At 48.3% G+C, this 21,245-nt stretch carries 17 protein-coding genes; 12 read left to right on the top strand and 5 right to left on the bottom strand.

Going from position 1 to position 21,245, the window contains the following annotated elements:
- Positions 1-230: 230 nt before the first annotated feature.
- Positions 231-404, top strand: coding sequence for a hypothetical protein (locus tag FC99_RS13750; protein ID WP_156166920.1), 174 nt, complete (start codon positions 231-233; stop codon positions 402-404).
- 63 nt (positions 405-467) lie between these two features.
- On the opposite strand, the gene FC99_RS02250 is transcribed toward FC99_RS13750, so the two are convergent.
- Positions 468-1,316 carry an aldo/keto reductase gene (locus tag FC99_RS02250; protein ID WP_048733973.1) on the bottom strand — a complete coding sequence of 283 codons (849 nt, stop codon included), beginning with the start codon at positions 1,314-1,316 and terminating at the stop codon, positions 468-470.
- 80 nt (positions 1,317-1,396) lie between these two features.
- Positions 1,397-1,555 (bottom strand): hypothetical protein, encoded by a 159-nt coding sequence (locus FC99_RS13985; protein ID WP_164480525.1) that lies wholly within the window; start codon positions 1,553-1,555, stop codon positions 1,397-1,399.
- A 268-nt stretch (positions 1,556-1,823) separates the two neighbouring features.
- Between FC99_RS13985 and FC99_RS02245 the strand changes: the two genes are divergently transcribed.
- The gene (locus FC99_RS02245) at positions 1,824-4,163 is read left to right on the top strand and encodes a cation-translocating P-type ATPase (RefSeq protein ID WP_048733975.1); all 2,340 of its coding nucleotides are present in this window, start codon (positions 1,824-1,826) and stop codon (positions 4,161-4,163) included.
- A 112-nt stretch (positions 4,164-4,275) separates the two neighbouring features.
- Positions 4,276-4,800 carry a DUF1836 domain-containing protein gene (locus FC99_RS02240; RefSeq protein WP_048733978.1) on the top strand — a complete coding sequence of 175 codons (525 nt, stop codon included), beginning with the start codon at positions 4,276-4,278 and terminating at the stop codon, positions 4,798-4,800.
- A gap of 71 nt (positions 4,801-4,871) precedes the next feature.
- On the opposite strand, the gene FC99_RS02235 is transcribed toward FC99_RS02240, so the two are convergent.
- Positions 4,872-6,665: a glycerophosphoryl diester phosphodiesterase membrane domain-containing protein gene (locus FC99_RS02235; RefSeq protein ID WP_082153216.1), complete on the bottom strand. Its 1,794-nt coding sequence runs from the start codon at positions 6,663-6,665 to the stop codon at positions 4,872-4,874.
- Between the two features lie 408 nt (positions 6,666-7,073).
- Here FC99_RS02235 and adhE point away from each other — a divergent pair, with 408 nt between their 5' ends.
- The 6 genes from adhE to FC99_RS02205 all read left to right on the top strand — a co-directional run bounded on the left by adhE (position 7,074) and on the right by FC99_RS02205 (position 15,286).
- Positions 7,074-9,692, top strand: coding sequence for a bifunctional acetaldehyde-CoA/alcohol dehydrogenase (gene adhE / locus FC99_RS02230; protein ID WP_048733984.1), 2,619 nt, complete (start codon positions 7,074-7,076; stop codon positions 9,690-9,692).
- A gap of 253 nt (positions 9,693-9,945) precedes the next feature.
- On the top strand, positions 9,946-10,683 hold the full coding sequence (locus tag FC99_RS02225; protein ID WP_048733986.1) for an SDR family oxidoreductase: 738 nt from the start codon (positions 9,946-9,948) through the stop codon (positions 10,681-10,683).
- Between the two features lie 568 nt (positions 10,684-11,251).
- Entirely contained in the window at positions 11,252-11,875 is a 624-nt protein-coding gene (apf, locus tag FC99_RS02220) for an aggregation-promoting factor (RefSeq protein ID WP_048733987.1), read from the top strand.
- Positions 11,876-12,749: 874 nt separating this feature from the next.
- A complete protein-coding gene (gene apf, locus FC99_RS02215; RefSeq protein ID WP_048733990.1) occupies positions 12,750-13,367 on the top strand; it encodes an aggregation-promoting factor in 618 nt (205 codons plus the stop codon).
- A gap of 224 nt (positions 13,368-13,591) precedes the next feature.
- The gene (locus FC99_RS02210; RefSeq protein WP_048733993.1) at positions 13,592-13,939 is read left to right on the top strand and encodes an aggregation-promoting factor C-terminal-like domain-containing protein; all 348 of its coding nucleotides are present in this window, start codon (positions 13,592-13,594) and stop codon (positions 13,937-13,939) included.
- A 159-nt stretch (positions 13,940-14,098) separates the two neighbouring features.
- Entirely contained in the window at positions 14,099-15,286 is a 1,188-nt protein-coding gene (locus FC99_RS02205) for an acetate/propionate family kinase (RefSeq protein WP_048733994.1), read from the top strand.
- A 283-nt stretch (positions 15,287-15,569) separates the two neighbouring features.
- On the opposite strand, the gene FC99_RS02200 is transcribed toward FC99_RS02205, so the two are convergent.
- Both FC99_RS02200 and FC99_RS02195 read right to left on the bottom strand, forming a co-directional pair.
- Positions 15,570-17,192, bottom strand: coding sequence for an ABC transporter permease (locus FC99_RS02200; protein ID WP_048733997.1), 1,623 nt, complete (start codon positions 17,190-17,192; stop codon positions 15,570-15,572).
- Positions 17,193-17,197: 5 nt separating this feature from the next.
- Positions 17,198-18,091 (bottom strand): ABC transporter ATP-binding protein, encoded by an 894-nt coding sequence (locus FC99_RS02195; protein ID WP_048733999.1) that lies wholly within the window; start codon positions 18,089-18,091, stop codon positions 17,198-17,200.
- A 180-nt stretch (positions 18,092-18,271) separates the two neighbouring features.
- On the opposite strand from FC99_RS02195, the gene FC99_RS02190 reads away from it, so the two are divergent.
- The 3 genes from FC99_RS02190 (at position 18,272) to FC99_RS02180 (ending at position 21,061) form a co-directional block, all read left to right on the top strand.
- Positions 18,272-18,910 (top strand): TetR/AcrR family transcriptional regulator, encoded by a 639-nt coding sequence (locus FC99_RS02190; protein WP_048734002.1) that lies wholly within the window; start codon positions 18,272-18,274, stop codon positions 18,908-18,910.
- Positions 18,907-19,566, top strand: coding sequence for an HD domain-containing protein (locus FC99_RS02185; protein ID WP_048734003.1), 660 nt, complete (start codon positions 18,907-18,909; stop codon positions 19,564-19,566). The genes FC99_RS02190 and FC99_RS02185 overlap by 4 nt, the downstream gene beginning before the upstream one ends.
- A gap of 91 nt (positions 19,567-19,657) precedes the next feature.
- The gene (locus FC99_RS02180) at positions 19,658-21,061 is read left to right on the top strand and encodes an MFS transporter (protein ID WP_048734006.1); all 1,404 of its coding nucleotides are present in this window, start codon (positions 19,658-19,660) and stop codon (positions 21,059-21,061) included.
- Positions 21,062-21,245: the final 184 nt, after the last annotated feature.

Here is a 21,245-nt window from a genome sequence, read left to right as displayed (position 1 = left end):
TCCCAGACCCGTTTTGCGTTCTAAACGTATGTGGTCGAAACGGGCGTCAACAGGCAGTCACCTCCGCTTAACGTTGACAGACAACCAATCCAGAACCGGGATTAAGGACGTTAACTAAACGTTTTCTGGCCCACACTCGTTTCTGTATTTGCTTTTGGTGTTGAGAGCTTGTAATGGTTTTTATCATTTTAGGTATTACTATGTAATTACTTATTAGGGAGGGACTTAATATGAAGGCTAGAAAACAAGGAAATGCTTTAGTATTAAGCATTCCAGCTAAACTTGATGTAAAAGAGGGGACGGACTATATGGTTATGAAAGAAGCTAACGCCGTTGATTTTATGAAGGTTGCCAAGATAGTCAATGATGGCTTAGGCTTCGATAGAATTATCGGTAATCTTTAAATTCGGTAAACACGAAAAGCCATGTGAGCATCCGATTTGAGATGTCCACATGGCTTTTTATAATTAGTACTGTTTCCCAGTCTCATAAACGATTTCTGGCTCATTCCCAGTCCGCTCGTTCTTATTCAGCAGGTCGATCATGGTCATCTCGTCTTCGGCCAAGGAGAAGTCAAAGATGTCAGCGTTCTCCTGAATCCGTTCCACGTGAGTCGACTTGGGAATCGGCAACAGGCCGTGTTGAAGTTCCCAACGTAAAATAACCTGGGCGACCGTCTTACCTTGGTGCTTGGCAATTTTAGCCAGCATTGGGTTGTCTAAAACGACACGTCGGCCCAAGGGACTCCAGGCTTCCGTGACGATTTTTTGGTCACGGTCGAAGTCGAGTAGCGCTTGTTGATTCAAGTAGGGATGATATTCGACTTGGTTAACAACCGGCATCTCCTTAGCCTGCGTGGCAAGTAACTCCAAGTGAGCCATGGTGTAATTGGATACACCAATTGATTTGACCTTGCCATCTGCTTTCAGCTGCTCCATAGCCCGCCAGGTGTCGAAAAAGTATTCGTGAACTGGCCAATGAACCAATAGGAGGTCCAGATAATCTGTCTGAAGTCGTTTCAATGACCCCTCGACGGCCTTCATTGTTCGGTCATAACCCTGGACAACTTCAGCCACTTTGCTGGTCAAAAAGAGACCCTCGCGTGGTAAGCCGAGTTGGTGAATTGTTGGTCCGAGAATATCCTCGTTGCGGTACATCATGGCCGTGTCGAACATCCGGTAGCCGGCGTTCCAAGCGGCGTTAATGGTGGTGGTCATCGTTTCTTGGTCACCGATTAAATAGGTGCCGAAACCCATGACGGGCATGCGGTTGCCGTCGGCGAGTTCAATCGTATCCGTAATCTTGGTGGGTGTCATCGTGTGTTCCTCCTTGACGGCAAATGTCGTCAGCATAATAAGTCTAGTTTAGGCTAAATCGGTTAAAATGACAACGCTTTCTACCGGCGCTTAAATTGGTCGTAGAGGTTAATGGAAGCCTCAATCAACATACCAAACGTCATGAGCCACATGGCGAGCATATCTTGATGGGCTAACATACACCCGAGCAGGATTGAGTAGAGGATAAATAGAATAACAGCTGGTAATTTGTGATTCATAATGATTCCTCCCATGGATTAGTTTGACCATTTCATCAGTCGGGTTCAACTGATTACAGGTTGGCAGATAGTAGAAATCAGCGCGCCTACGCAATCGGTACGTGAGCTGGTTTCTGCAATCTTCCTAATTTCAGTATAGCTGTTTCGGTGGCAACCGTTAAATCAGTGATGATTCGTTAAGGATAGGGAAAATCTGAACGGATTAAGGGAGCGCTACCAAAATATCTAGTACAATGGGGGTAACGAAACGGTGAAGGAGGCTGGTGTGATGGCAGACCGTTATTTACCACCGATTGCTAGCGGATTGACGGCCGCTGAGGTCAAAGAGCGAATCGCTGCGGGCCAACAGAATGACCCGTTACCGCCGCTGACTCGAAGTGTTAAACAAATATTTCGGGATAATTTATTAACCCTGTTTAACTTAATCAACCTACTCCTAGGTGGACTGGTCTTGTTCACCGGAAGCTATAAGAACTTACTCTTTTTGGGTGTGGTCGTGGTCAACACGGGGATCGGTATCTTCCAAGAGATCCGGTCTAAACGTCAAGTCGACAGACTGGCGTTACTCTCAGAAGCTAATATTAATGTGCGCCGTGAGGGTCAGGTCGAGTCGCACCACCAAGACGCTATTGTCATGGATGACCTGCTTGAAATTGGCCGGGGTGATCAGCTGCCTGTGGATGGCCTGATTCGGGACACACAAGGGATGGAAGTCGATGAATCTCAGATTACCGGGGAGTCGACGCCCATCATCAAGCAGACCGGTGACGAGCTAGTCTCCGGAAGCGTCATTCTTGGTGGTCGCGCCATTGTGCAGACAACGGCGGTCGGGAGTGGGAGTTTTGTCAAACAGTTGGCGCACTCGGCCAAGCAGAAACGGCGGACGGCTAGTCAACTGCTGACGATTATTAATCGAATTATTAAAGTGCTCACGTTTGCCATTATTCCCTTAGGTGCCGCGCTATTTATCTCGGCGATGATGCGTGGTCAGAGTCAAAACCGCGCGATTCTGGGGACCGTGGCGTCAATGGTCGGCATGATTCCAGAAGGGCTAGTTCTACTGACGTCTGTGGCGTTAGCGGCGGGGGCCTTTACCTTGGGACGGCGGCACGTTTTGGTGCGGGAGTTGCCCGCAATCGAAGCGCTTGCCAGAGTTGACGTGCTGTGCCTAGATAAGACGGGGACCATCACTAACGGTCTCCTCCAATTAGAACGCGTCGAACCATTAGCCCAACAGTCGACCGGCCAACTCAACACGATACTGGCTAAATTGGTGGCCGCAACGGGTGATGACAACGAAACGGCCCAGGCCGTCCAGACAGCACTGGGCACGCCAGCGGTTGTTGCTGATACCAGTTTACCGTTTTCTTCCGGTCGTAAATGGAGCGGGGCGGCCTTTGACCAGCATGCGTACGTCATGGGCGCGCCGGAGTTTATCTTCGATACAGTACCAACCGACGTGAAACAGCGAATCCAAGTGCTGGCCGCACAGGGGTACCGGGTGCTCCTACTGGCCGAAGTCACTGAGCTGATGACGCCGCGGCCGATGAATCCGCGGGCAATCGGACTGCTGTTGATCACCGACGAGTTGCGGCCACGAGCCAAGGATACCTTTGGCTTTTTTGCCAATCAAGATGTTGCGCTGAAGGTAATTTCCGGTGATAATCCCGTCACGGTCGCCAGTATTGCTGAACGCGCCGGAATCGCTGGTGCCAAGCAATTGGTCGACATGAGTCAGGTGGGAGTCGAGCCGGATTACGACCGCCTAGTCAGTGAGAACAACGTGTTTGGTCGAGTTACGCCACAACAGAAGGAACAATTGATCAAAGCCTATCAACGCGCTGGGCACACGGTGGCGATGACGGGGGACGGGGTCAACGATCTGCTGGCCCTACGCCAAGCCGACTGCAGCATTGCCATGGCGTCCGGGAGCGAGGCGACCAAGAGTCTGGCCGATTTCGTGCTGGTCGATTCGAACTTTGATGCGATGATTAACGTCCTTAATGAGGGTCGCCGGGTCATTAATAACATCGAGCGGGTCGCGTCCTTATTCTTGATTAAGACGATGTACTCAGTTGTCCTGACGCTGATTTTTATCTTCATGACGCGTAGTTATCCGTTCGAGCCCATTCAACTGACCCCCATCTCGTCATTAATGGTGGGAATTCCCACGTTCTTCCTAGCCCTGCAACCCAACTATGCCCGGATCACGGGTCGCTTCATGCAGCAGGTCATGGAGATTGCCGCACCAGCTGCCATCTGCGTGGTCAGCTATATTCTCGTTATCATGGCGATTGGGACGCAGTTCAGCCTGAGCTTTGCGACGACTTCGACGTTAAGTGTCTTGATGACTGGGCTGATCAGTTTAAATGCGCTGTTGATGGTTGCGCGGCCGCTAAACCGCTTTAAGATTGCGTTAGTGGCCATCATGGCTGGCTTGTTTGCCATCATTTTCCTGTTCTTTGGCCCCATTTTCTCTTTGGTCAGCCTGTTAAATTGGAAATTAGCGTTGCTGTATCTACCGCTGATGGTGAGCGTCGTACCGGTCTTTGTCGTGGTCCAGGACGTCTTAGGTCATCGGATTCTGAGCCGAATTCGGTGGCGTTGACGCGTTACTGGTCTTTTCACTAGGTGAATTCCCGGATTTGCTTCTTAGCTAGTCATTAGGACTAGATTCTATGCTATAATCGGAGGTAGAAACGGAAGGGTAGGGAAGTAACATGGCTGATTTTAATCAATACACCCGCTGGGAACATCAGATGCACGGCGTCAGGCTCCCACGCTGGGATGACTTACCGAAGTTTGACCTCTACATGGACCAGGTCACGGCGCTGATCAACGATGTGCTGGGTCCGCTGGGGATCGATACGATTACGCCAGCAATGATCAATAATTATGTGAAGCATAACGTCATTTTGGCACCCGTTAAGAAAAAATATCAGACCATGCAGCTGACGGATATTTTAATGATCAGCCTCCTCAAACCCATGTTCCAAACGGATACGGTCCGTTCGGGAATCGATCAGATCACGGCTGGCGACTATCCGAAGCAGGCTTACGATAACTTCATCGGCCAATTAGAGGACCGCCTTCACCATCTCGGCGAGGAACAGGTTCAGCCGGCGGCGAAGGACTTAAATGAAAAGCTGATGCAGGTGGCTGTTGACGCAGTGGTTGCCCGGCTACAGTCGGAGAAACTGCTGCATTTGATCAAACGACCATTACGAAAAATCGAGAAGAAATAACGCTGTTTACAATTTTAAAGTAACGCCAAAAACGGCGGCACAACTAAACTTGTGTCGTCGTTTTTACGTACTTATTGTGTCTGCGTTTCCAACGATAAATCATTCATAAACGTCAGCAGTAAGTTGGCGTAACTCGGATGATCCGTGTTGTCTTTGATTTCCTGTTGAATCAGGTGCAGGTTGTTCGTGATGACGCCATTGACGCCCATAAACATCATTTGGTCCATGGTCGTTACGTCGTCGATGTCCCAGGCGTAGACCCGCTTATGTTCGCGATTGGCTTGGTCGATAAATGAATCGTTGAGGGTCGTCGACTCCATGGTGTAGGCATTGGCGCGGGTGTGCGGGAACGTCAGGTTGTACGGCAAGATGTAGCTGACGAACAAGTTGGGGTGCTCTTTTTTCAACCGATTCATGATGGAATAGCTAAGGGTGTGGACCTGTTCGTGGTTGTCGATGATGCGCTGACCGAACTGACGGTAGAAACGTTCGGGTAAGTCGGTCGTGTCAGCGCCGCCCGTTTTAATTTCAATCAGCAATTTCTGATGATGGGCGATGGCCGTATTGAGGTAGTGATTGAAGCTAGGAATCTTCGCCTGGTAGCCGTTCTCCGTGACGGTGACCTTAGTCAATTGCGCTAGGGTCATCTTGGAGACACTTCGCTTCAGGTTTGCTAGATTCTTCAGTTTGGCGTCGTGCATCACGACAAATTGGTGGTCCTTGGTCATGCGGACGTCCATTTCAACGTAGTCGGGTTTTTCCTTACTGGTCTTGATCATTGCCGGAATGGTATTTTGAACGCCATTGCCGTTATCCACGCCGCGATGGGCAATGGTGAGTGGTTTGCTCATGGCGAGACCATTTAGATAGACCAGATTAAACCCGACCAGGGCGGCGCTGATGACGGTCAGACCGGCGAGAATCATGATTCGAGTCCGCAAGCGCGTCTTCGCTGGTTCGCGGAAGCTAAAGAGCATCGATGGTGATAGGTGATGGGTCTCGTGACTGCTCAGGATGACCATCATGAAGATGACCGTGGAGTAGCAGACGATAAATTCCGTAATGACCTCCATCAAAAACAGATTCACGGTCGCGGCGACCAACGCCACGCCGGTCTTGTCAAAGAGCACCTGACCAAGATATAGGATGATGTAAATGAGAGTGACGACGACGCTGACGATGACCAGCGTTAACAAGATTCGGCTCAGGTAGCGCCAAAAATGGCCACGAGTGCGTTGCCAACTCAGTCGAATTGCCGCGCGACTATGCAGGTGATCGATCATCATCAGTGGGAGCACGGCAATCAACCGAATTCCCAGGTAGGCCGCGCCAACGTAGAAGAGGCCGAGCAACACGGCGAACAGATTATTCTCCATTAGATAGCTGACGATAAATGAGGGAATCTTCGCCTTGTTCAGCAGGGGGGTCGTAAATAGTTCGCTCCCAAACGGCATGATAACGATGAAGTAACCAATGAAGAAGAGAAAGGTACTCGGCGAAGCGCCAGCAATGCTACGAAAGGTGTCGCCGAGGATGTCGCGTGAGGTTTGCGGTCGGCCCCGTTTGATATTCGTGATTCCTAATAGGAGATAGGCAAACTGCCAGTAAATTAGGGTGATCACGGCCAACAGAATCAGGAGTAACCCAATGATGGCCAGGGGATGGCTCACGATGATGCTGCCGATGTTGGTGTAGGACACGTAAGGTACGTGCTGCCAGGCCATCAGTTCGGCGGTGAGCCAAGTGAAGACGGGTACCGCAAGATAGCTGATGACCAGATTGGTCACGAAGACCAGGGTGACGTAGCTACCCCAGTGCTGGAAAAAGTGGCGGGTCGATTCCCGCCAGAACTGCCAAGTCTGCACAGTTCTCAACTCCTCTCAAGGTAAAGTCAATATGTAGGTTTTAATATTGTTTGGAAATCTATACCTTACTTTAGCATAATCCCGCGCTTAATTTTGGAAAATTACTTGTGGGGTAATAGTTACTGAATTAAATTTCACTTCCTGAAAATAGTTCAGTACGGCTATGAAAATGAAAGCACCCACTAGTGATTGACTTCACACCAGTAAAAATAATTTAAAAAAGTTTAGCAGAACGTGTTAGCGCTTACAATAAAGATGACTGTAAGCCTTACTGCTGTTGAGTTTGGCTACCGGATTAATTAATTGTGATATTTTTAACATTTACGTCTTGCAAACTTTTTCAAATATGATAATATGAAACTCGTGAAGAAGTTAACAATAGTGTTTTCAAAAAATGGAGGCATAAGAATGTTAAAGAACGTGAAAGAAAATTCAAAAGCAACTCCCAAAGAAACGACAGAAACCGTTGACCAAATGATCGACCGGTTAACGGCTAAAGCCCACGACGCCCTCTGCGCCATGGACGACTTTAATCAAGAAAAAGTTGATCACATCGTCCACCAGATGGCCATTGCTGGCTTGGACCAACACATGGCATTAGCCAAGGCCGCTTTCGAGGAAACTGGTCGGGGTGTTATGGAAGACAAAGCCATCAAGAACATGTTTGCGACCGAAGAAATTTGGCACACCATCAAGAAGGACAAAACGGTTGGTATCATTAAAGATGACCGCGAACGTCAACTGATCACGGTTGCCGAACCTCTGGGAATCTTGGCTGGGGTAACCCCAGTTACGAACCCAACGTCGACCACGCTGTTCAAGTCCTTGATTGCCGTGAAGACGCGGAACCCAATCATCTTTGCTTTCCATCCACAAGCACAAAAGTCATCCGTGATGGCCGCTAAGGTCGTTCGTGACGCTGCGATTGCTGCCGGTGCACCTGAAGGGGTTATCCAGTGGATCGAAAAGCCTAGCTTGGAAGCCACGACGGCTTTGATGAACCACCCAATGGTTGCCAGTGTCTTGGCTACCGGTGGTCCTGGCATGGTCAAGGCGGCTTACTCAACCGGGAAGCCAGCCTTGGGGGTTGGTCCTGGTAACGGTCCGGCTTACATTGAAAAGACGGCCAACATCAAGCGGGCCGTTTACGACATCGTTCTTTCCAAGACGTTTGATAACGGAATGGTCTGTGCTTCAGAAAACAGTGCCGTTATTGACCATGAAATCTACGCTGACGTGAAGAAGGAAATGGAAGCTCGAGGCGTCTTCTTCATTAAGAAGAGCGACGAAAAGGCTTTAGCCGATGCTATGTTTGTGCCAAATGGTGGGGTCAAGGGACCAATTGCCGGGATGTCCGCACAAAAGATCGCTGACTTAGCTGGCATCAAGGTGCCTGAAACCACGAAGGTCTTGGCTGCCGAAATCACTGGTGTTGGGCCAAAGTACCCACTTTCTCGTGAAAAGTTATCACCAGTTCTGTCCGTCTACAAGGCTAAGAGCCAAGAAGATGCGTTCAAGCTCTGTGATGAACTACTTCACTTTGGTGGTCTGGGTCATACGGCCGGTATTCACACGATGAACGACGACTTGGCTACCGAATTTGGAATCAAGATGAAGGCTAGTCGGGTCTTAGTCAACACCCCTTCCGCTGTTGGTGGGATCGGGAACATCTACAACGAAATGGTGCCATCATTGACGCTGGGAACTGGTTCATGGGGTAAGAACTCCGTGTCTCACAACGTTTCCTCATTTGACCTGTTGAACATCAAAACGATTGCAAAGCGGCGAAATAACATGCAGTGGATTAAATTACCTCGAGTTTACTTTGAAAAGACGTCTGTCCGTTACTTAGACGATATGCCAGGTGTTAAGCGGGTCTTCCTGGTGACCGACCCAGCCATGGTTGAATTGGGCTACATCGATACGGTCTTAAACGAATTGAAGCGTCAACCAAACGGTATCGAATATTCCCTGTTCTCCGACGTTGAGCCAGACCCAACGACTGATACGGTCAACCGGGGTGTCGCTCAAATGCGGACCTTCAAGCCAGATACCATCGTGGCTTTAGGTGGGGGTTCTGCAATGGACGCCGCCAAGAACATGTGGTTGTTCTACGAAGATCCTGAAGCTAGCTTCTTTGGAGCCAAGCAGAAGTTCTTGGATATCCGGAAGCGGGCTTACAAGTTCAACAAGCCGCACAAGGCACAATTCGTTGCCATTCCAACAACGTCGGGGACTGGTTCCGAAGTTACCCCATTTGCCGTCATCACGGATTCCAAGACCCACGTGAAGTACCCACTGGCCGACTACGCATTGACGCCTGATGTGGCTATCGTGGACTCACAATTTATCGAAACGGTTCCTAAGCGCACGGTTGCTTACTCTGGCCTGGACGTGTTGACTCACGCCATCGAATCCTACGTGTCCAACATGGCTTCCGATTACACGCGGCCATGGTCGTTACAAGCAATTAAGTTAGTCATGGATAACCTGACAAACTCATACAACGGCGACATTACTGCCCGTGAAGAGATGCACAATGCCTCGACGTTAGCCGGGATGGCATTTGCCAACGCCTTCCTCGGGGTCGACCACTCGATCGCCCACAAACTGGGTGGTGAATTCGGCTTGCCGCATGGTCTGGCTATCGCAATCACTTTGCCACACGTTATCCGCTACAACTTCAAGGAACCTACGAAGCTGTCCATGTGGCCTAAGTACGAATCCTTCAGAGCTGACGAAGACTACGCTCAAATCGCGCGGTACCTCGGCTTGCCAGGGACGACTAAGGAAGAGCTGAAGGAAGCCCTCGTCAAGAAGATTACTGACTTGGCCCACTCCGTTGACGTGACGTTGAGCTTGAAGGCTAACGGTGTCGACAAGGCGCACTTCGACAAAGTCGTTGACCACTTAGCCGAATTGGCCTTCGAAGACCAATGCACGACGGCTAACCCAAAGGAACCATTAGTTTCCGAATTGAAGCAGATTATGTTAGATGAATACGACGGGAAAAACGTTGAAAAGTAACGTTTGACCGGAAGCGACCACTCAGGGATGAGGGGCCGCTTTTTTATGGTTAATGGAAGGCGGAAAGGAAGCTTGTGGCGACCGGCGGCTGGTAGGGCGAAAAACGTCCTAGACAGCACCTATATCGTTGATATGCCAGACTTGATTAGTCTTTAGAAAATGGGAAGAGTTACCTATATGGAAAACAAGTTGCCAAATAAGAATCAAAGGGTATCATAGAAGGTATCAGAACTGAATTGGAGGAAATTTTAAAATGACAAAAAAAGTTGTTGTTATCACGGGTGCTTCCAGTGGAATTGGTGAAGCTACGGCGAAGAAACTGGCTGCTGCTGGGAACCAACTGGTTTTAGGTGCGCGGCGTGAATCTCGGTTGCAAGAAATTGTTGCGGCTATTGAACAGGCCGGTGGTGAAGCCGTTTATGCTGTGACCGACGTGACGTCTAGCGACAGCGTGAAGGCTTTGGCCCAAAAGGCTGTGGACACTTACGGGCGCATCGACGTTTGGATGAGTAACGCCGGTTTGATGCCCCAATCCGAACTGATCCAAGGCCGGACTGAAGACTGGGATCAGATGATCGACGTCAACATTAAGGGTGTCTTGTATGGTATCGCTGCGGCCTTACCGATCATGCGGGCCCAAAAGAGTGGTCAATTTATCAATACGGCTTCCGTTGCGGGTCATGCCGTACACCCAGCAAGTAGTGTTTACAGCGCCACGAAGTATGCCGTTCGGGCAATCAGCGAAGGGTTGCGGCAAGAGGAAGCCATTGCCGGCAGTAACGTGCGGGTCACGGTCGTTTCACCAGGAATGGTCGCTACCGAGTTGACCAACCACATCACGGACGCCGCCACCAAGGATCGTCTGGAACATGCATGGGCCGATAACGCCATCAGTCCCGAAGAAATTGCGGATTCTATCTTATTTGCCGTGAACTTACCAGAAAATACTAGTATGAACGAATTGGTTATCCGGCCAACGAGTCAAAAGTAGGCGGTTGTTCAGGCTGGACAATGGTTTTGGCGATTCTGAAGGGTAAAAATAAATGTGTTTCTACTATAATTATAGACATGGTTTGATTGACCAGAAATTTGGACCTAGTTGATTCTGACATAGTCGCTCGTCATTTCCGAATGGGTTCGGTCGACGATTATAAAAATTGTGACGTTAGTTTACCCAGAAATAAGTCAAAATTTGGTGTGATTTGACGCTTAAAATTCGTTAAAAATGATCCGTCATCGAGAGTGATGACGGATTTTTTGTCGTCATTTTCAGCAAAATTGGCACAAAAAGGTCAAATTATCATCGAATTTTCATTAAATATGACAAATTTTATGGTGATTTTGGTGCAAACCACACCGATTTTTAGGACTTATTTGCGCTAAAAAGGGTAAAAATTGGGCTAAAAAAGCGTTTTATATGACAACGGTGTAACAAATATTACGGAATGTCATACTGTAATATTTTTCTTAATATGGGCGTAACCTAACATCAATCTGAATGACATACCCATCGGTTATTCTAATAGCCGTTAAGCAAACAAAGGAGGACATTCATTTCTATGAATATCAAAAAAGCTTTAGTTACGACTCTTGGGACGGTTGCCGTTGTCGGTGCCGGTCTCTTCGCCACGAACGAAACGGCAAACGCCGATGTTAAGGTTACGGTCAAGCAGGGGGATTCTGTTTGGTCATTAGCTAACAAGTACGACTCATCCGTTAAGGCTATCGAAAAGTCTAACAGCTTGAGCAATGCTAGCTTAATCTTTGTCGGTCAAACGTTGAACGTGCCGAACAGCACCCAAGCTACTCAGTACAGCTCTTCATCTGCTTCAGTTGCTAAGCAAAACTACAGCAACACTGCTAGCCAATCAACGACTAGTCAAAGCAGCAACAACACTAACTACAACACGACCTCTAACTACACCAGCAGTAACACCGCTGCTTCTACTGGCGTTTCTGGTTCAGAAGCCAGCGCCAAGGCATGGATCGCCAACAAGGAATCTGGCGGTTCATACTCTGCAAGCAATGGCCAATACGTAGGTAAGTACCAGTTGAGCTCTTCCTACTTGAACGGTGACTACTCAGCCGCCAACCAAGAAAAGGTTGCTAACTCATACGTATCTTCCCGTTACGGTTCATGGTCAGCAGCCCAAGCCTTCTGGCAAGCAAACGGCTGGTACTAAACTAGTTTAGTAAAGCCAATTTACGTTTAAATTCAAGTAACGCCCCCGGATGCAGGTCTAGGGGCGTTTTTTTGTATAAGAGTGCGGAACAGGGCGGTTAACTCCTGAGCATTAACGTCAATAAGTATCTGACCGAGGGACTCGATCAGGTACTTATTGGGGTTAAGCGGAGGGAGTTGCCCTGTGGAGCACGTTTTGGAGGCTGCCAGTATTGGGATCCAAGGGCGAGAGCAAGACTGAGGCCTTAACCAATATAGAATGAAAGACGGTGCCGAGCAGGAGACTTATTCTTGTTAAGCGCAGGAACCTGCCTCGTGGAGCACGTTTTGGAGGCTGCCAGTATCGGGATCTAAGGGCGAGAGTAAGACTATGATCCTAACCAGAGTAAAAATAAAAAGCTGTGACCAAGCAGATAGATTACCTACTAATATAGTAAGAACCACGCAACGTGAGGTCATCAAAAACGTCAAAATCACTAATCAACCAAGGCATCCTTAGCAGAAATGCGAGTGTCTACCGGTCAAAAAGCAAAACCTGCCACGTAAAAGCGGCGACCAAGCAAACTTAAATCGCTAAATCCCAAAAAATCAGTAGCCGCTACCTTCAATTTTCAAAAAATCATTACTACCTAAAGAAGACAACTTTAGCCAAACCATCACAGTAATCTCCCGTTTACCCGCAGTCGTGAATAGATTAGGCGGTGAATGTTTCAGTGTTATTAACCACATTACGGTTTGTCATTTAAGCTAGTTTTTCTTAATCAGGGTGTAACGTCCTGACAACTCCGATGTAACGTCCACAGGTTATGATAGGTCTTGTTAAGTAATTGATAGACAAACGAGCTTCACTAATCAAAAGGAGGACGTTCATTTTTATGAATATCAAAAAAGTTTTAGTTTCTACGTTAGGTACTGTTGCTGTGTTAGGTGCGGGATTCTTTGCCAACACCACTTCCGCTAACGCCGACGTCCGGGTAACGGTGAAGTCAGGAGACACGGTCGCTAAGATTGCTAATCAATATAAATCAAGTGTTTCAGCCATTGAAAAGGCCAACAGCTTAAAGAATGTTAACTTAATCTATGTCGGTGAATCCTTGACGATTCCAGATTCAACCACGTCAACGACAACGGCTGCTACCACGAGCAACTCGGCAACCACTGGATCGACGCAAGCAACGAATAACTACAGTAGCCAAAAGAGCACGGGGACGAACGCTTCCAGCGGTCAATCCGCTTCCACTAGCACTGCAACGTCAGCTGCTACGTCTGGCGCAACCTCTTCAGCAAAGTCTTGGATTGCGAACAAGGAGTCTGGTGGTTCTTACACGGCTTCTAACGGGAACTACTACGGGAAGTATCAACTGACTAAGTCTCTTTTGAATGGAAACTATTCAGCTGCTAACCAGGAAAAGGTTGCCAACAACTACGTGACCTCACGTTACGGGTCATGGGCTGCCGCTAAGTCCTTCTGGCAAGCAAATGGTTGGTACTAAACCGACTAGTTTAGCTGGTTTGGTAAGTTAGCTAAAAAAATAAAATTATGAAACGACGGTGTTTCCTCTAAGGAGGACCGCCGTTTTTGGCTGGTTTAAAGCGCTTTTTGACCCCACCTGGTAGAAAGTGGGGTGGGCTGTCACGGTTCTGTAACATTCGGACAACTAGACTGTAACTTGAAAAGGTTATGATATTCTTAATAAATCCGTTAGGGGGAACCACGTTGAAGCTCAAGACATTCTTTATGGTTATCGTCATGGTCGTTTCCATGGCTCTGCCTAGCGCCACTGGTGTGATAAGCACCACGACAGCGGATGCCAGTGTGAAATATGTTTGCACACTGACTAAGAAAGAAAAGCGCGCTAAGGCTTGGATCGCAAGAAAAGAGTCTGGTGGCAACTACCGCGCCCGCAACGGTCGCTATTACGGGAAGTATCAACTAACCGTTTCAATGCTACATGGTGACTACAGCAAGTCGAATCAGGAGAAGACGGCTGATAAGTACGCGCACAACCGTTATGGGTCTTGGCAACGCGCTAAGCGGCATTGGTTAGGTTACGGCTGGTTCTAAATTTAAAACTGACAGGTCTGAGATGAAAATTCTCGGGCCTTTTTATTATTTATAATTAAATTGATAAAGAGTTTCACCGGTAAGCGAACTTTTTCTTGAAAACGATTACATTTTTCTTTAGACTAGGAGATAAGTCAAATGGGAGGAGTAACACTAATCATGGCAAAAACATTGGCAATTAATGCAGGCAGCTCCACATTGAAATGGAAGCTATTTTCCATGCCGGAAGAAACCGTTATCGCATCGGGGATGGTCGATCGGCTGAATCTCCCGGGGTCGATTTTCAAGGTTAAATTACCAGACGGCAAGAAAATTGTCGATACGCAGGACAACATTACCAATGAGCTTGCGGCGGCAATGGTGCTGACCCGGTTGAAATCTTACGGTATCGTGAAGCATCTGAGCGAAATTACCGGTGTGGGTCACCGAATCGTTGCGGGTGGCGAAGTCTTCAAGGATTCCGCGGTCATCACGCCGATCGTTCTGAAGCAGATCAAGGAGCTCAAAGACTACGCGCCGTTACACAACCCGGTTCAGGCGTACTATATTGAAGTTTTCCAGCAGTTACTGCCGGAAGCAAAACAGGTCGCTGTCTTTGACACCTCACTGTACGCTGAGATGCCAGCGGTCAATTATATGTATAGTATTCCATATGAATATTACGATAAGCTAGGTGCGCGAAAATATGGCGCTCACGGGACGAGTCATCGCTATGTGGCCCACCGGACGGCTGAGATTCTAGGAAAGCCGTTAGCAGAGTTGAAATTGATCACGCTACATTTAGGATCAGGGTCATCGATTACGGCGTTTGATCACGGTCAGGCGCTGGACACGTCCATGGGCTTTACGCCGTTAGCGGGCGTCATGATGGGTACGCGCTCCGGTGATATCGATGCGTCACTGGTTGCCTTTTTAGCGGAAAAATTAAAGAAGACGATGCCAGAAATGATCGATATTTTAAATCATAAATCGGGTCTACTAGGAATTTCCGAGTTGTCACCGGACCAACGCGACCTCGAAAAGACGCAGGACGAACGGCCAAAGTCTAAGCTGGCCCTGGACATGTTTGTGAACCGTGTTGTCCGTTACGTCGGGAGTTACATTGCTGAGCTGAATGGCGTAGACGCAATCGTCTTTACGGCCGGTTCCGGCGAAAATGGCGTGGAGATGCGCCAAGCAATTGCGGATAAGCTCAATTACTTCGGAATCGCGATTGATCCTGCCAAGAATGATTTTCGTGGTGAAGAGCATATCGTGAGTCCTGACGACGGCCGAATCAAGGTTCTGGTAGTGCCAACGAACGAAGAGCTGATGATTGTTCGCGATGTCGAACGACTAACCAAATAAGAGATAAGAAAAAATCACACTCTGATTACCAGTGATGGTAGTCAAAATGTGATTTTTTAATTTAAGTCGTACGTTATGGACTCGGGGGAGCCAACGTATTTTCAGCATACCGGATGCTTTAGGAAATTGCGAGCATTATTATGCTGTACTAATTAGGGGCGAAAAGGTCTGAGAGACAGATAGCTAGAGCCCGTAAAGAGCACGTGGGGTGATGGGTTTGGCAAGTTTGATTATTAATAATGGTGTGTGAACGGTCAACAACAGACCGGTGTGACATGCCCTATTAGCTCATATGGAGGTCACGGCGTCGGTAGCCAATCCAGCCAATAATAACCAGCACGATTGCTAGGGCGACCATCCAACTGAAAGTTGTCCAGTTCACGTCGTGCTGCGGGACGCGGGGCATCCAGCCTGAAGGTGCGAGATTCTTGACCCAGTCGGGCAACTTTAACAGGCTTCCCATGTAGACACTGATGAAGCCCAAAGCCAAGTAGAACCAGCTGAGGGCCTTTAGTCGTGGCCAGCAACCGATAAGGAGAACGCTGAGTGCTAAGAATACCCAGATTTCGGGGAGTTGGGCCCAGACACCTTGCCAGAATTCACTGGCGCTGATCCCATCCTGGACGTGTTTAAGACTGGCGTCACCCATGACGACGATGCCGGCAAGGCCACCAACATAAGCCAGGGTACTGGTGACAAAGGCGGTCCCCACGTAACTAAAGAGGAGTCGCGTGCGACTGAGTGGTCGAGCGTACAAAGCTTCGAGCCAACCGCGAGTTTCGTCACTGTGCAATTTCAAGATGAGCTGCATGCCGGGAATGACGGCTACGGCAGCCATGACAATGGCTAATAAGGAAGTGAAGCTGAGTAAGACTTTATGATTGGCTTCATGAACCATGGCCGTGCCGAAGACTTGCTGCATGGTCGGATTGGTCTTAAGAATATCACCAATGGTATTGAATACTGTTCCGTAGGCAATACCGAAGATAATGATACCAACGATCCAGCCGATAATGACATTCCGCTGGCGGCGCCAAATCAAAGAGATTGGTCCACGAAGAAAGACTGAGGCGTTTCGGCGACCAGGCCGTGTTGTGATGGCGCCAGCACCGAGGTCACGGTGATTATTGGCTAGCACGGCTAACTCGGCTAAGACGAGGGCCAACAACAAACTGAGCCAAATTGGGGTCCAGTTGGGATGGTTGTAGGGTGCTAGCTTTTCAACCCAGCCAAGCGGTGACCACCAGGTAAGACGGGGATGTTGAACGTCGGTGATCATTCGTGCGAGGTAACTAAGGCCGAACAGGCTGTAGGCTAGCCCCGTGGCGCTAGAGGAATGATCGGCCAACTGAGCAGTTAATAGGCCGAGAATACCAAAGAGGAGGCCAGTATTAGCTAAGCCAAGGCCAATCAGCCAGTTGCCCTCGATAGTGGCGCCGGGCATATTGGCAGCGGTCAGTCCTAGACTATAGAGAATACCTAGAAAGCCGTTGACGATGACCAGTTCGATTGCTGCGGCAGCTAGGGGGGCGTCTGTCCCGACGGCGTGGGCCCGCACGAGTTCGGTGATTCCAAGATCCTCTTCATAACGGGTCGCGTGAACACTCAAGGCTAGGTTCATGACGACTTGAATGAGGGCCATAAAGAGTAACATTTCATTCGCAAATATTTCAGCAGTCGTTACTTTTCCGGTGAAGGAGAAGGCGCCAAACATGGCAACGATGCCGGGACTGGCTAGCGTCCCCTTGATGGCATTAATTTCAGATTGAGTTCCATAAATCCCTTCAAACTTCCAAGCAACGCTGGTCATCAGCGCAGCGAGAAGAATGATCCACATGAGAATCCGGAACCGATCTCGACGTAAATTCAGTCGAATCAGTTGACCGGTGCGTCCGTAAGGTGACATGATGGTCACTCCTTTCCCGTGTAGTAGTGCATGAAGAGGTCTTCAAGGGTTGGTGGGGTGCTCTGTAGGGCGATGACTTGGTGCTGAGCAAGAGTATTCATGACAGCGCTGAGTTGAGCGTCTTCGACAGAGAACTGCCATTCATGTGGCTGATGACCCGCGGCGACCCCGTGAGTGCCAGCTAGAGTTGTGACGTCAAAGTCATCACCCAGAGTGACGGTGACCATGGTCCGGGTCAGGTGCCGCATTTCGGCTAGACTGCCCGTTTCAATGATTTGGCCTTCACGAATGATACCGATGCGGTCACACATGCGTTCAACCTCAGAGAGAATGTGGCTGGACAGCAAGACGGCTTTGCCGCGGGCTTTAAGGTCTAAGACGGCTTCCTGAAAAATGCGCTCGTTCAGCGGGTCTAGTCCGGAAGTGGGTTCATCGAAAATGTAAAAGTCAGCGTCTTGAGAAAAGGCAGCGATGAGGGCAACCTTCTGTCGATTCCCTTTGGAGTAAGTTCGGGCCTTCTTCGTCGGATCTAGGCCAAACTTCTTAATGAGGTCATCGGTCTTGGCGGAGTGGGCGGTGCCGTTCATCTTGAGGAGAAGGTCAATGATCTCTCCCCCAGTCAGATTGGGCCAGAGGTAGACATCACCGGGAACATAGGCGAGACGTTGATGGATACTAACACTATCGGACCAAACATTTTGGCCGAAAATAGTTGCGGTGCCACCACTGGCGCGGATGATGCCAAGTAGAACGCGGATAGTTGTCGATTTTCCGGCACCATTGGGTCCAATAAAGCCAAAAACTTCGCCAGCGCGGACATCAAAAGTAATGTCCTTTAGTGCCTGAAAGTGGCCAAATTTCTTTTGGAGATGGTTGATTTGAAGTACAGGATTTGTCATAAGCAAGCCCCTCCTCACAGTTTTAAAATCGTTTACATCGTAATCCCGCTGAATGCGAAAGTCAACGAAAAGATGAACTATTTTCAAAAAATAGTTCACTAAAATTAAAAACGCAAGTGTTTTGCGGTATGATAAAATTAAGAACGGAGAGTTACTAGGATAGCGAGGGTGGTGAGACAGGTGGCAACCAATCAGGAACGTAAAGCCCAACAGCGTCAACGAATTTTGGAAGCAGCAATCAAGCTATTTAATCGCGATGGTTTCAAGGAGACTCACATCACAACGGTCGCAAAGGAAGCGGGGGTGTCGCAGGTCACCCTCTATAAATACTTTGACAGTAAGCTAGCGCTTGGTCAGCAGGTCGTAATCGAAATGATTCTCCAAGGCTATGCCAGCTTTCAAAAGTTAATTGATGATGACTCGGTACCATTTCAGGATATCGTGAAGGCAATGATGGCAAACAAGGTTAAACTTAGTGATGCCATTCACCCTGACTTTTATCAATTTGTGATTGATGAGATGCGTGGCGTTTACGGGAGTAGTGTCGTTAAGCAAACGTACGATGATGGTGAAAAAAAGTTTTGGGATTCCGTGGTCGTTAGGGGCCGGGCTGCGGGGATGATCAATCCCAACATTTCCGATGAAGCACTATTACTCTACTTGCATATGTACGTGACGTATTTTAGTACGGCAGATATTCCACCGAAAAAGTATCAGCGGTTGATCGATCAGCTGATGCACTTATTTTTCTATGGTTTTGCGGGAGGTCCCGTGCCGTCACCGGAGTCGCAACCAACTGATCAGGAGGATGAGAAATGACAGATGAAACAGTATTAGCGGCAGTGCGGCAATTTTCACAGTCTAAAATGGGAAATGATGAAACGGGCCATGGGTTCGACCACATTCAACGGGTCGTGGGTTTAGCCGACCGTATTGGGCAGTCGTATCCGGATGCTGATCGGCTCGAAACTTTGACGGCGGCCTATCTTCACGACGTTATCGATGAAAAGTTAGTTGCGGATACCGCTGCAGCTAGCGAAGAGGTTCGTCAGTTCCTAGTGGGTCAAGGATTTACAACGACTCAGATTGATACCATATTTTTAATTATGGATAACATGTCTTACCATAAAACCCTTGATGGAACGGCTAAGCCGCTGCCATTGGAAGGACAAATCGTTCAAGATGCCGACCGGTTAGATGCGATTGGGGCCATCGGTATTTCCCGAGCAATTTACTTCGGGGGTCACTTTGGTGAGAAAATTTATGATCCAGCTGTGAAGCCGCGGACCGAGATGACACATGCGGAGTACCGTAATCTCAACAACGAAACCATTATCAATCACTTTTACGAGAAGCTCCTTACCTTAAAGGACCTAATGAATACGACGGCGGCGAAGCAACTGGCCGAACACCGCCAACAAGTGATGTTAGATTTTTTAGCTGAATACAAGGCTGAATGGAACGCGGAAGCTTAGGCAACCGCGTTTTTTTTAATTAATCATGCAATTTTGTCTCAAAATGCGTATGATGGAAAGTAATGCTAATTAAGAGAGAAGAGAGAGTTAGATGCAAACAACGATTCAACCTGAGAAGGTGCCCCGAAAGAATTTGATTGCAATCTTTGCGATTGCATTGATGGCATTCTTAGGGATTTTGGTAGAAACGTCAATGAATGTGGCGTTTCCAGCGTTAATGAAGCAAATGCACGTATCATTGAACACCGTACAATGGATTACGACGGGCTATCTCCTAATGGTGGCGTTACTCATGATTACGTCGGCTTTTCTAAAGCAACGTTTTACGAACAAGCAATTATTTGTGGCCGCCGCAATGGCGTTTATTTTAGGAGATTTAATTTGTGCGCTCGCAACCAACTTTCCAATCTTGCTGATTGGTCGGTTGATTCAAGCGGGATGTGCCGGCTTGGCGATTCCTTTAATGTTTAACATCATCGTCGAAAGTGTTCCCCGTTCGCGGTTAGGCTTTTACATGGGGATGGCGGGTCTGATTCTAATGATTGCACCGGCCAGTGGCCCGACATTTGGGGGACTGATGGTTTATCTGGCAAATTGGCGAATGATCTTTTGGTCAACACTGCCGGTTGAAGCATTGATCCTAGCTTTAGGGGTGACCGCCATTAAACAATTTTCAGCTGTGAAGCAAGTTCGGTTTAACTGGTTGCAATTTATCTTACTAGCGGTGGCCTTTATCAGCTTTACACTGGGAGTCAACAGTGTTTCCTCGGCTGGAATTTTAAGTTGGCAGTTCTTGGGTGGTGTTGTTCTGGCAGTGGTGGCGGTTCTACTGTATGTTCAGGTGTCGCGGCGTAGTGAGCAGCAGTTGCTGAAATTGGAAATCTTTAAGAATCCAGTCTTCACCTACAGTTTCTTTGCTTACGTTATCCTTCAGTTCTGTAATATCGGGATTAACTTCGCACTGCCAAACTACGCGCAAATCGTAGTTGGCGCGACGTCTCTGATTGGTGGCCTGATGTTGCTACCAGGTAGTCTGATTACGGCGATTCTCCAACCCTGGTTTGGTCACTTACTGGATGAGCATGGTGCCCGGTTACCAATCCTGCTGGGCAGCAGTTTGTTTCTGATGGCGGCTCTGATTTTTACGGTGTTTGGGCAAAATCTAAGCATCGTTCTAATCTCGGCTATGTATATTCTGTTTAGTATTGGCCGTTCGATGGCTTTTAGCAATACGCTAACGAATGGATTGAAGGAAGTTGACATTAGCCAACGGGCGGATGCCAATGCAATCTATAACACCGGTCAACAATTTGCGGGGTCGCTGGGCACAACGATTCTAGCAGCGTTGATGTCGTCGGTGAAGGTGAGTGGTATGTCTTACGCCCACGAGACAGCGATTGGGAGTCAACTGGCGTTTGGGTTGATCTTTGTTCTGAGTATTTTGAACTTTGGCTTCTACTTCATTGTTTTTCGCTACCAAAAAAATGATAAGTAACCTGGGAATCTCGTCGTCTTGGCGAGATTCTTTTTTTCTGAGCGTTAGACGATTAGTTGAGAAAATTATCAAGATATTTGGTAAGCTAACGGGTGAGGTGAATTTTAATTGCGAAAGTAGGTGGGGTATGTGCTAGTCCCTGTCAAGTTGTCATACGAAATAATATAAATTAGTATTGTCTTTA

This window comes from Levilactobacillus koreensis JCM 16448 (assembly GCF_001435525.1).
GTDB classification, from domain to species: Bacteria; Bacillota; Bacilli; order Lactobacillales; family Lactobacillaceae; genus Levilactobacillus; species Levilactobacillus koreensis.
Note: the sequence above shows the minus strand (reverse complement) of the source record. Positions and strands in the feature narration are given on the sequence as shown.